Raw genomic sequence first — 11,652 nt, forward strand, 5'->3', positions numbered from 1 at the left:
TCCTCATGATAATGCGTAAGCGTTTAACGTTATCCAACGCACCTTAATCCTGATCGTCAGGTAGAGGGGGGCGTGGGCATTCCTCGCCTTACTCTGCATTCTGGAGTAACGCATGACAGCAGTAACCCAACAAGAAAAAACACCGTCGGCGAATGTGTCGCTGTTTCGTATCGCTTTTGCCGTTTTCCTGACCTATATGACGGTCGGGCTACCTTTACCCGTCATCCCACTGTTTGTGCACCAGGAGCTAGGCTATGGCAACACCATGGTCGGCATTGCCGTGGGCATCCAGTTTCTGGCAACGGTCTTAACACGTGGCTACGCCGGGCGCTTAGCCGATCAATACGGTGCCAAACGTTCGGCGCTGCAGGGGATGTTGGCCTGTGCACTGGCGGGAGTCGCGTGGCTATTAGCGGCACTTTTACCCGTTTCCGTTCCAGTAAAGTTTGCGTTGTTGATTGTCGGACGTCTGATCCTCGGCTTTGGTGAAAGTCAGTTGTTGACCGGCACCCTGACCTGGGGATTGGGGCTGGTTGGGCCAACGCGTTCCGGCAAGGTGATGTCGTGGAATGGGATGGCGATTTACGGCGCCCTGGCGGCCGGTGCGCCGTTGGGTCTGCTGATCCACAGCCATTTTGGCTTTGCAGCGCTGGCGGCGACCACCATGGCATTGCCGCTGCTGGCATGGGCATTCAACGGCACCGTGCGTAAAGTGCCCGCCCATGCGGGGGAACGTCCTTCGCTATGGAGCGTGGTTGGGCTTATCTGGAAACCGGGGCTGGGGTTAGCGCTGCAGGGCGTGGGGTTTGCGGTGATCGGCACGTTTATTTCGCTCTATTTTGTCAGCAACGGCTGGACGATGGCAGGTTTTACCCTGACCGCGTTCGGCGGTGCGTTTGTGCTCATGCGCATTCTATTTGGCTGGATGCCGGATCGGTTTGGCGGCGTGAAGGTGGCGGTGGTTTCTTTGTTGGTTGAAACCGTGGGGCTGCTGCTGCTCTGGCAGGCGCCAACGGCCTGGATTGCGCTGCTGGGTGCAGCATTAACCGGGGCCGGATGCTCGCTGATCTTCCCGGCGCTGGGCGTGGAGGTGGTGAAGCGCGTTCCTGCACAGGTACGCGGTACTGCACTCGGTGGTTACGCCGCATTTCAGGATATCTCCTACGGCGTAAGCGGTCCTGTCGCGGGCGTTCTGGCCACCGCGTACGGCTATTCCTCGGTATTCCTTGCCGGGGCGATTTCCGCGGTGGTGGGGATTGTTGTGACGCTGCTGACGTTGCGCAAAAACTAAACGACGAGCCAGAATATAGCTAACACAACCAGTAGCGCCGCAAATAGCAGTCCCGGTCGCGCCGACAGTGATTTAACGGTTTCAATCACTGGCGTGAACGGGCTGTAAATCGGCTGGAGGTGGCGCGGATCGCTTAATTCTTGCTCCCGGTCACGCTCAACGCGGCGCAGGAAGATTTGGTTGAGCAAATCCTGTATCTGCACGGTGGTCAGAATCGTTTGCGGTTGGATCTGATACGTTTGCTGCGCGTAGTCCTTGATGGCCACAAGTTCATTTGGCTCTAACGGTTGCTTGAGCACCGCCTGCAACGTTTGCAACGTCGGGGCATTTTGCAGGCTCAGCGTCTGGCGCGCCTGTAGCCAGGTGACCAGGTGCGTAAACTGTTTTGCCGGGATCAGCTCACCGCTTTTTACCCCAGACAGTTCCAGCATCGACTGCCAGATCAGCTTGCCGGATTCTCCTGTAGCGGCCGCTACTTTTGTAACCAGTTGATTCAGCGTGTTGTGCTCGGCGGGTAGCAGAGGGCGAGCGGTTGCCGGGCGTTGCTGCGGCTGCGGAATAGAAAGCTGCCCCTGCTGCAATAGCGTCAGCACATTTTTCAACTGATCGGGCGTGAGTTGACTGAGGGCCGTTTGTCCGTACTGTTGACGGATAAAATCGCTTACTGCCTGACGATTATTCCCCTGACTCAGTAGTTCCGTAAGCTGCGCCAGCACCTGACGATTGACATGCTTTTGTTGAGCAACCCCAAGTCGTTGGGTCAGGTTTTGTTCTGCAGCAGGAAAGTGACGTGACTGTAACGGCGTATCACTTTTGACGCCCAGATCGTGCTTCATTCCGGCCCACACCTCAGCGCTCTGCTGTTGGGTAAGTGAAATCAGACGGGTAATCAGTCGTTCCAGCACGGTACGTTGTTGCGTGGATAACGGTTGTTCGCCCGTAACGGAAGGGGCGTTTTGGCCTTCACCGGGAGGGCGCGCGGGCGTACCTGAAATGGGCTGCATCATCTCTGTTCCTTAAAACTGTGCTAGCCAGGTCTCGCAGTATGCCTGGCGGCGAGATTATGGCACACTTGCCCGGTTAACTCTCGTTCTCAAACAGGTGCGAAAGACGTGAAAATCCTCGTTGATGAAAATATGCCCTATGCCCGCGAACTGTTCAGTCGTTTGGGGGAGGTAAAAGCGGTTCCCGGTCGTCCGATTCCCGTCGCAGAACTGGATGATGCGGACGCCTTAATGGTGCGCTCGGTGACGAAGGTCAATGAAGCACTGCTTGGCGGAAAACCGGTTAAGTTTGTCGGGACGGCAACTGCGGGCACTGACCATGTGGATGAAGCTTGGCTTGCACAGTCTGAGATTGGCTTCTCTGCCGCGCCCGGTTGCAATGCGATTGCGGTTGTCGAGTATGTCTTTTCAGCACTGCTGATGCTGGCGGAGCGCGATGGTTTTGCGTTAGCCGATCGCACCGTGGGTATTGTTGGTGTCGGCAATGTGGGTGCGCGTTTGCAGGCGCGACTGGAAGCATTAGGGATCCGCACGTTACTTTGCGATCCGCCGCGTGCTGACCGGGGAGACGAGGGCGATTTCCGCTCGCTGAACGAACTGGTTGAGCACGCCGATGTACTGACTTTCCATACGCCGCTGTTTAAAGACGGTCCGTACAAGACTCTGCATTTGGCTGATGAAGCACTAATTGGCCGACTGAAGCCGGGCACCATCCTGATTAACGCCTGCCGTGGGCCGGTCATCGACAATACCGCGTTGCTGTCCCGCCTTAATGCCGGGCAACATCTGAGCGTGGTGTTGGATGTCTGGGAGGGCGAGCCGGACCTGAATGTCGCGTTGCTCGAGAAAGCGGATATCGGTACGGCGCATATTGCAGGATACACCCTTGAAGGGAAGGCTCGGGGAACCACGCAGGTCTTTGAGGCCTATAGCAAGTTTATTGGCCGCGAACAGCATGTTGCACTGAGCACCCTGTTACCTGCCCCGGAATTTGGACGCATCACGTTGCATGGCCCGTTGGATCAGCCAACGCTGAAAAGGCTGGTGCATTTAGTGTATGATGTGCGCCGCGACGATGCGCCGCTGCGTAAAGTCGCTGGAATTCCGGGTGAGTTTGATAAACTGCGTAAAAATTACCTTGAGCGCCGTGAATGGTCGTCTTTGTACGTCATGTGTGACGACGTCGCTGCCGCTACCTTGTTGTGTAAGCTGGGTTTTAACGCCGTTCATCACCCGGCACATTAATGTCTTCTTAATGCTCCCTGTCGAATAATACGACAGGGACGCTTACGTATTTCTGGAGTAAATCACCATGTCTGAAGGCTGGAATATTGCCATTCTGGGCGCAACGGGCGCCGTAGGCGAAGCCCTGCTCGACACGCTGGCGGAACGCCAGTTCCCGGTCGGTGAGATCTATGCGCTGGCTCGTAATGAAAGCGCGGGTGAGCACCTGCGTTTTAACGGTAAATCAATCATTGTCCAGGACGTCGCTGACTTTGACTGGACTCAAGCGCAGCTGGCCTTTTTTGTTGCGGGCGTGGAAGCCACCGCAGCATGGGTAGAAGAAGCCACCAATGCGGGTTGCCTGGTGATTGACAGCAGCGGTTTGTTTGCGCTTGAGCCGGACGTCCCGCTGGTGGTACCGGACGTGAACCCGTTCGTACTGGCAGATTACCGCAACCGCAACGTGATTGCGGTCCCTGGCAGCCTGACCAGCCAACTGTTGTCTGCATTGAAACCGTTGATTGACGACGGTGGCCTTTCGCGTATTACGGTGACCAATATTATCTCAGCTTCCGCTCATGGCAAAAAAGCGGTAGATGCGCTGGCCGGGCAAAGTGCGAAACTGCTCAACGGTATTCCGATTGATGACGACGATTTCTTTGGCCGTCAACTGGCGTTCAACATGCTGCCGTTGCTGCCAGACCGCGAAGGCAGTGTGCGTGAAGAGCGTCGTATCGTTGATGAAGTGCGTAAAATCATGCAGGACGAGGGGCTGATGATCTCCGCCAGCATCGTACAGTCGCCGGTGTTCTACGGTCATGCGCAAATGGTGAGCTTTGAAGCATTACGTCCGCTGGCAGCAGAAGAAGCGCGCGATGCGTTTGAGCGCGGTGAGGACATTGTGCTGTCGGAAGCGACCGATTTCCCAACCCAGGTCAGCGATGCGTCGGGTAGCCCACATCTTTCGGTAGGCTGCGTGCACAATGATTACGGTATGCCAGAACAGGTACAGTTTTGGTCTGTAGCAGACAACGTACGCTTTGGCGGCGCGTTGATGGCGGTGAAAATCGCTGAAAAACTGGTGCAGGAGTATATGTACTAATGTCTGACCTGCAACAGCTGCCCGTCCATAAAATTGCGCTGGGTATTGAGTATGATGGCAGCAAATATTATGGCTGGCAGCGCCAGAACGAAGTTCGCAGCGTTCAGGAAAAGCTGGAAAAAGCACTTTCGCAGGTCGCCAATGAACGCATCACGGTATTTTGTGCCGGGCGTACCGATGCTGGCGTTCATGGTACGGGCCAGGTGGTGCACTTTGAGACCACCGCGCAACGTAAAGATGCGGCATGGACGCTGGGGGTAAATGCGAATTTACCTGGTGACATTGCCGTGCGTTGGGTGAAAGCTGTACCGGATGATTTTCATGCGCGGTTTAGCGCCACGGCGCGCCGCTACCGTTATATCATCTACAATCATCGGTTGCGCCCAGCAGTTCTGGGTAAAGGCGTGACGCATTACTATGAGCCGCTGGATGCTGAACGTATGCATCGCGCGGCCCAATGCCTGATTGGGGAGAATGATTTCACCTCGTTTCGGGCAGTGCAGTGCCAGTCGCGCACACCGTGGCGTAACGTGATGCACATTAACGTGACGCGTCATGGTCCTTATGTGGTGGTAGATATTAAAGCGAATGCCTTTGTACATCATATGGTCAGGAATATTGTTGGCAGCCTGATGGAAGTAGGTGCCCACAACCAGCCGGAGAGCTGGATAGCAGAACTGTTAGCGGCGAAGGACAGAACGCTGGCAGCGGCAACGGCGAAAGCGGAAGGTTTGTATCTGGTGGCGGTAGATTACCCCGACCGGTTTGACCTGCCAAAACCGCCGATGGGCCCGCTATTTCTGGCGGACTAATTTGAGTCGTATAAAGGCATACTATGGAACTGATTTACTTTCTTATTGATTTTATCCTGCACATTGATGTGCACCTGGCGGAGTTGGTCGCAGAATACGGTGTCTGGGTATATGCCATTCTGTTTCTGATCCTGTTCTGTGAAACCGGACTGGTGGTTACGCCGTTCCTGCCGGGAGATTCGCTGCTGTTTGTCGCAGGCGCGCTTTCTGCATTGCCCACTAATGATTTAAATGTCCATCTGATGGTGGCGTTAATGATCGTGGCGGCAATCGTGGGCGATGCGGTGAACTACACTATCGGTCGGGTGTTCGGCGAAAGGCTGTTCAGCAATCCGAACTCGAAAATTTTCCGTCGCAGCTATCTGGATAAAACCCACGCGTTCTATGAGCGTCATGGCGGTAAAACCATTATTCTGGCGCGTTTTGTCCCTATCGTACGCACATTTGCACCGTTTGTTGCCGGTATGGGACACATGTCCTACCGTCATTTTGCACTGTTTAACGTAGCGGGCGCGCTGCTGTGGGTATTACTGTTCACCTACGCAGGCTATCTGTTTGGCGATCTGCCGGTGGTGCAGGAAAACCTGAAATTATTGATTGTGGCGATTATCGTCCTCTCCGTATTGCCTGGTGTTATCGAAGTGATTCGTCACAAACGCGCAGCATCAAGGGCGCAAAAATAGAAAGTAACTCAGCGGTTCGACCACTTTTTTGTCCAAAGTTTCGGGCTGTTATGTTTTAATGTGCAACATTCATGGTCTGTTGGGGGCAAAAATGGCATTATGCGCCCCTTATAACAAAGCTGACTAAGGTTCAGGCAGAAAGGTCACCAATGAGCTGGATTGAACGAATTAAAAGCAATATTACTCCCACCCGCAAGGCAAGCATTCCTGAAGGGGTGTGGACCAAGTGTGATAGCTGCGGTCAGGTATTATACCGTGCTGAGCTGGAACGTAATCTTGAGGTCTGTCCGAAGTGTGACCATCATATGCGCATGTCGGCGCGCAATCGCCTGCATAGCCTGTTAGATGAAGGTTCTCTTGTGGAGTTGGGTAGCGAGCTTGAGCCGAAAGACCTGCTGAAGTTTCGTGACTCCAAGAAGTATAAAGACAGACTGGCTTCTGCGCAGAAAGAAACCGGTGAAAAAGATGCGCTGGTAGTAATGAAAGGCACGCTTCACGGTATGCCGGTCGTTGCAGCCGCATTCGAGTTCGCGTTTATGGGCGGCTCCATGGGTTCTGTGGTTGGCGCACGTTTTGTTCGTGCCGTTGAGCAGGCGCTGGAAGACAATTGTCCGCTGATCTGCTTCTCCGCTTCCGGCGGGGCGCGCATGCAGGAAGCGCTGATGTCGCTGATGCAGATGGCTAAAACCTCTGCGGCGCTGGCAAAAATGCAGGAACGCGGTTTACCGTATATCTCTGTACTGACTGACCCAACCATGGGCGGTGTTTCCGCAAGTTTCGCGATGCTGGGCGACCTCAACATTGCTGAACCGAAAGCACTGATTGGCTTTGCCGGTCCACGTGTTATCGAGCAAACCGTACGTGAAAAACTGCCGCCGGGATTCCAGCGCAGTGAATTCCTGATTGAAAAAGGCGCTATCGATATGATCGTCCGCCGTCCGGAAATGCGCCTGAAACTGGCGAGCGTTCTGGCGAAGCTGATGAATCTTCCGGCGCCGAATCCGGATGAGCCGACTGAAGGCGTAGTGGTACCTCCGGTACCCGATCAGGAATCAGAGGCCTGATAACGGACTCTATGGATTTCGCGTCGCAGGAAGACGGTGAGTGATTCCCGATGAGCTTACACCGCTAAGTGATTCGGGGGAGCGAGCACAGCCAACGCGCCTGCAACGTGAAAGACGACGAGTAGAAAAGGGCAGGCCGGTTGGCGCTGCCCTTTTGCTTTTATTAACGTGACGAATTGACAGGCATCATGGACAATAAACGTATTCCCCAAGCCGCGTCGCCCCTGGCGTCGTGGCTTTCTTATCTGGAAAACCTGCACAGTAAAACCATCGATCTCGGCCTCGAGCGCGTCAGCCAGGTTGCACGAAATCTGGGTGTGCTGAAACCCGCGCCGTTTGTTTTCACGGTGGCAGGCACCAACGGTAAGGGTACAACCTGCCGTACGCTGGAATCCGTACTGACCGCGGCGGGATATAAAGTCGGGGTATACAGTTCTCCTCATCTGGTGCGCTACACGGAACGTGTTCGCGTGCAGGGGCGTGAACTCGCGGAATCTGCCCATACTGCCTCGTTTGCCGAGATTGAAGCCGCACGCGGTGATATTTCGCTGAGCTATTTTGAATACGGTACGCTGTCGGCGCTGTGGTTGTTTAAGCAGGCTAAGCTTGATGTGGTGATTCTGGAAGTCGGCCTGGGCGGGCGCCTTGATGCTACCAATATCGTTGATGCTGATGTCGCCGTAGTCACCAGTATTGCACTTGACCATACTGACTGGCTGGGGCCGGATCGCGAAAGCATTGGTCGTGAGAAGGCCGGGATCTTCCGCGCTGAAAAACCGGCCATTGTCGGTGAACCGGAAATGCCTTACACCATTGCCGATGTGGCACAAGAGACCGGGGCTATTTTGCAGCGCTGTGGCGTTGACTGGCGCTATGTGGTGACGGAAAGCGACTGGTCCTTTACCGACAGTCACGGTACGCTGACGCATCTTCCGTTACCTCAGGTGCCGCAACCTAATGCCGCCACGGCGTTGGCTGCGCTACGGGCAAGCGGACTTGATGTTAGCGAGCAAGCGATTCGTGAGGGGATTGAGCAGGCCATTTTACCAGGGCGTTTCCAGATTGTGAGTGAATCGCCGCGCGTTATTTTTGATGTCGCACATAACCCTCATGCAGCAGAATATCTGACCGGGCGTCTGAAAAAGTTAGTGAAAAACGGGCGCGTGCTTGCGGTTATCGGTATGCTACATGATAAAGACATTGCCGGTACGCTGGCCTGGCTGAAAAGCGTGGTAAATGCGTGGTATTGTGCACCCCTGGAAGGGCCGCGAGGCGCGACGGCAGAACAACTGCTGGAACATCTGGGAACAGGTGAAGCCTATGATAGCGTGGCGCAGGCATGGCGTGCGGCGTTGGCAGATGCAAAACCAGAAGATACCGTGTTGGTGTGTGGATCGTTTCACACTGTCGCACATGTCATGGAAGTGATAGACGTGGGGAGAAGCGGTGGCGAGTAAGTTTCAGAATCGATTAGTCGGCACAATTGTGCTGGTTGCGCTCGGGGTGATTGTGCTTCCTGGGCTGCTTGACGGGCAGAAAAAACATTATCAGGATGAGTTCGCGGCCATTCCGTTGGTGCCTAAACCTGGCGATCGCGATGAGCCGGATATGATGCCTGCTGCCACGCAGGCGCTGCCGACGCAGCCGCCGGAAGGTGCAGCAGAAGAGGTGCGCGCGGGCGATGCTGCCGCGCCGTCGTTGGATCCGTCGCGCCTGCCGGTGGCTAACGGCGCGGAGTTTGATCCTATTCCTGCGCCGGTCGAGCAACCTAAACCTAAACCGAAGCCACAACCTGTTGTTGCGACGCCAGTGCCAACACCGGCCGCCCCTGCACCTGCACCGAAACCGGTTGTCGCAGAAGCGCCGGCACCGACCGGCAAAGCGTATGTTGTGCAACTGGGTGCGCTGAAAAATGCGGACAAGGTCAATGAGATCGTGGGTAAACTTCGCGGTGCGGGTTTCCGGGTATTTACTTCCCCGTCCACGCCGGTACAGGGTAAAATAACCCGTATTCTCGTTGGGCCTGACGCCTCCAGAGATAAGCTGAAAAATTCGCTTGGCGAACTGCAGAAGATCTCCGGCTTGAGTGGGGTCGTGATGGGGTATACCCCTAATTAATGGGACGTTGCCTGATGGCGCTGCGCTCTACGGCGCTACGCTTAGGTTGGCCGGATAAGGTGTTTACACCGCCATCCGGCAGTGCCCAAAGAGGCAAAAAGTTAGATGGCGTTGAAGATTTTTTCAGCGCCATTTTTATTTACGCGTGGAAAGGAAATCCCTACGCAAACGTTTTCTTTTTCTGTTAGAATGCGCCCCGAACAGGACGACAGGGCGTAAAATCGTGGGACATATATGGTCTGGATTGATTACGCCATTATCGCGGTGATTGGTTTTTCCTGTCTGGTTAGCCTGATCCGTGGCTTTGTTCGTGAAGCATTATCGTTGGTGACTTGGGGTTGTGCTTTCTTTGTCGCCAGCCATTACTACACTTACCTGTCTGTCTGGTTTACGGGCTTTGAAGACGAACTGGTTCGAAATGGGATTGCTATCGCGATACTGTTTATCGCGACACTTATCGTCGGCGCTATCGTTAACTTTGTGATAGGCCAACTGGTGGAGAAAACAGGTCTGTCGGGTACCGACAGGGTGTTGGGGATCTGCTTCGGTGCTTTGCGCGGAGCGTTGATCGTCGCCGCCATACTGTTCTTTCTCGATACGTTTACCGGTGTGTCGAAAAGTGAAGACTGGAGTAAGTCGCAGCTGATCCCGCAGTTCAGTTTCATCATCAGATGGTTCTTTGACTATCTGCAAAGCTCGTCAAGTTTCTTGCCCAAAGTATAAATTTTGGGTCGTTGCTGAACGAGGAAAAGACGTATGTGCGGTATTGTCGGTATCGCCGGTGTTATGCCGGTAAACCAGTCGATTTATGACGCGTTAACGGTGCTCCAGCATCGTGGCCAGGATGCCGCTGGCATCATCACCATTGATGCCAACAACTGCTTCCGCTTGCGAAAAGCGAACGGCATGGTGAGCGACATTTTTGAAGCTCGCCATATGCAGCGTTTGCAGGGCAATATGGGCATCGGTCATGTGCGTTATCCAACAGCTGGCAGCTCCAGCGCCTCCGAAGCTCAACCTTTTTATGTCAACTCACCGTACGGTATCACGCTTGCCCACAACGGCAACTTGACCAACGCCCATGAGCTGCGTAAAAAGCTGTTTGAAGAAAAGCGCCGCCACATCAACACCACTTCCGATTCAGAAATCCTGCTGAATATTTTCGCCAGTGAGCTGGATAACTTCCGCCACTACCCGCTGGAAGCGGACAATATTTTTGCCGCGATCGCCGCGACGAACCGCCAGATCCGTGGTGCCTATGCCTGTGTAGCAATGATTATCGGCCACGGTATGGTTGCCTTCCGCGACCCTAACGGTATCCGTCCGTTGGTGCTGGGTAAACGCGATATTGGTGATGGCCGCACCGAGTATATGGTGGCTTCTGAAAGCGTGGCGCTGGATACCCTTGGCTTTGAATTCCTGCGCGACGTTGCGCCCGGTGAAGCGGTCTATATCACTGAAAAAGGCAATTTGTTTACCCGTCAGTGTGCGGATAATCCGGTCAGCAACCCGTGCCTGTTTGAGTACGTTTACTTTGCGCGTCCTGATTCGTTCATCGACAAGATTTCCGTCTACAGCGCCCGCGTGAATATGGGCACCAAGCTTGGCGAAAAAATTGCTCGTGAGTGGGAAGATCTGGACATCGATGTGGTGATCCCTATTCCGGAAACCTCGTGCGATATCGCGCTGGAAATTGCCCGGATTCTCGGTAAACCGTACCGTCAGGGCTTTGTGAAAAACCGTTACGTCGGCCGTACCTTTATCATGCCGGGTCAGCAACTGCGTCGTAAATCCGTGCGTCGTAAGCTGAATGCCAACCGTGCTGAATTCCGCGATAAGAACGTGCTGTTGGTAGACGATTCCATCGTGCGCGGGACCACCTCTGAACAAATTATTGAGATGGCGCGTGAAGCCGGGGCGAAGAAAGTGTACCTGGCCTCTGCGGCACCGGAAATACGCTTCCCGAACGTCTATGGTATTGATATGCCCACGGCGACGGAGCTGATCGCTCATGGCCGCGAAGTTGACGAGATCCGCCAAATCATCGGCGCTGACGGTCTTATCTTCCAGGATCTGAACGATCTGATCGAAGCCGTCCGCGCAGAGAATCCGGATATTCAGCAGTTTGAATGTTCCGTGTTCAACGGCGTGTACGTCACCAAAGACGTTGACCAACAGTACCTCGATTTCCTCGATTCCCTGCGCAATGATGACGCTAAAGCGGTATTGCGTCAGAATGAAGCGGAAAACCTCGAGATGCACAACGAAGGGTAAGTCAGGGCATGCCGGATGGCGACGCTTTGCGTCTTATCCGGCCTATAGTCCACCATCGTTGTAGGCCGGATAAGGCGTAG

Annotated in this window: 11 protein-coding genes; 10 read left to right on the top strand and 1 reads right to left on the bottom strand. The window is 54.5% G+C overall.

Annotated elements, in window-relative coordinates; all coding sequences use genetic code 11:
• Positions 1-112: 112 nt before the first annotated feature.
• Entirely contained in the window at positions 113-1,291 is a 1,179-nt protein-coding gene (locus tag FDX01_RS11335) for an MFS transporter (RefSeq protein ID WP_137399789.1), read from the top strand.
• Here FDX01_RS11335 and flk read toward each other — a convergent pair.
• Positions 1,288-2,295, bottom strand: a complete 1,008-nt coding sequence (gene flk / locus FDX01_RS11340; RefSeq protein ID WP_137399852.1) for a flagella biosynthesis regulator Flk — start codon at positions 2,293-2,295, stop codon at positions 1,288-1,290. The genes FDX01_RS11335 and flk overlap by 4 nt on opposite strands.
• Before the next feature lie 108 nt (positions 2,296-2,403).
• On the opposite strand from flk, the gene pdxB reads away from it, so the two are divergent.
• From pdxB to purF, 9 genes are all read left to right on the top strand, one after another.
• Positions 2,404-3,540, top strand: coding sequence for a 4-phosphoerythronate dehydrogenase PdxB (gene pdxB, locus FDX01_RS11345; protein WP_137399790.1), 1,137 nt, complete (start codon positions 2,404-2,406; stop codon positions 3,538-3,540).
• A gap of 67 nt (positions 3,541-3,607) precedes the next feature.
• Positions 3,608-4,621: an aspartate-semialdehyde dehydrogenase gene (locus FDX01_RS11350; protein ID WP_115257894.1), complete on the top strand. Its 1,014-nt coding sequence runs from the start codon at positions 3,608-3,610 to the stop codon at positions 4,619-4,621.
• Positions 4,621-5,433, top strand: a complete 813-nt coding sequence (gene truA, locus FDX01_RS11355; protein ID WP_096756340.1) for a tRNA pseudouridine(38-40) synthase TruA — start codon at positions 4,621-4,623, stop codon at positions 5,431-5,433. Before FDX01_RS11350 ends, truA begins: the two co-directional genes overlap by 1 nt.
• A gap of 23 nt (positions 5,434-5,456) precedes the next feature.
• Entirely contained in the window at positions 5,457-6,116 is a 660-nt protein-coding gene (locus FDX01_RS11360) for a DedA family protein (protein ID WP_096756341.1), read from the top strand.
• 149 nt (positions 6,117-6,265) lie between these two features.
• Positions 6,266-7,180, top strand: a complete 915-nt coding sequence (gene accD / locus FDX01_RS11365; protein WP_096756342.1) for an acetyl-CoA carboxylase, carboxyltransferase subunit beta — start codon at positions 6,266-6,268, stop codon at positions 7,178-7,180.
• A 188-nt stretch (positions 7,181-7,368) separates the two neighbouring features.
• Positions 7,369-8,637, top strand: a complete 1,269-nt coding sequence (folC, locus tag FDX01_RS11370; RefSeq protein ID WP_137399791.1) for a bifunctional tetrahydrofolate synthase/dihydrofolate synthase — start codon at positions 7,369-7,371, stop codon at positions 8,635-8,637.
• Positions 8,627-9,298 (top strand): cell division protein DedD, encoded by a 672-nt coding sequence (gene dedD, locus FDX01_RS11375; RefSeq protein ID WP_115257896.1) that lies wholly within the window; start codon positions 8,627-8,629, stop codon positions 9,296-9,298. The genes folC and dedD overlap by 11 nt, the downstream gene beginning before the upstream one ends.
• Positions 9,299-9,532: 234 nt before the next feature.
• Entirely contained in the window at positions 9,533-10,021 is a 489-nt protein-coding gene (cvpA, locus tag FDX01_RS11380; protein WP_096756345.1) for a colicin V production protein, read from the top strand.
• A 33-nt stretch (positions 10,022-10,054) separates the two neighbouring features.
• Positions 10,055-11,572, top strand: coding sequence for an amidophosphoribosyltransferase (purF, locus tag FDX01_RS11385; RefSeq protein ID WP_096756346.1), 1,518 nt, complete (start codon positions 10,055-10,057; stop codon positions 11,570-11,572).
• Positions 11,573-11,652: the final 80 nt, after the last annotated feature.

Origin of the sequence: Citrobacter sp. wls613, assembly GCF_005281195.1 — a bacterium.
GTDB lineage: Bacteria > Pseudomonadota > Gammaproteobacteria > Enterobacterales > Enterobacteriaceae > Citrobacter > Citrobacter gillenii.

Excerpts from the sequence above, each read along its gene's own strand:
- folC (WP_137399791.1), top strand. The coding sequence starts at position 7,369 with ATGGACAATAAACGTATTCCCCAAGCCGCGTCGCCCCTGGCGTCGTGG.
- FDX01_RS11360 (WP_096756341.1), top strand. The coding sequence starts at position 5,457 with ATGGAACTGATTTACTTTCTTATTGATTTTATCCTGCACATTGATGTG.
- accD (WP_096756342.1), top strand. The coding sequence starts at position 6,266 with ATGAGCTGGATTGAACGAATTAAAAGCAATATTACTCCCACCCGCAAG.
- FDX01_RS11350 (WP_115257894.1), top strand. The coding sequence starts at position 3,608 with ATGTCTGAAGGCTGGAATATTGCCATTCTGGGCGCAACGGGCGCCGTA.
- flk (WP_137399852.1), bottom strand. The coding sequence starts at position 2,295 with ATGCAGCCCATTTCAGGTACGCCCGCGCGCCCTCCCGGTGAAGGCCAA.
- purF (WP_096756346.1), top strand. The coding sequence starts at position 10,055 with ATGTGCGGTATTGTCGGTATCGCCGGTGTTATGCCGGTAAACCAGTCG.
- cvpA (WP_096756345.1), top strand. The coding sequence starts at position 9,533 with ATGGTCTGGATTGATTACGCCATTATCGCGGTGATTGGTTTTTCCTGT.
- truA (WP_096756340.1), top strand. The coding sequence starts at position 4,621 with ATGTCTGACCTGCAACAGCTGCCCGTCCATAAAATTGCGCTGGGTATT.
- FDX01_RS11335 (WP_137399789.1), top strand. The coding sequence starts at position 113 with ATGACAGCAGTAACCCAACAAGAAAAAACACCGTCGGCGAATGTGTCG.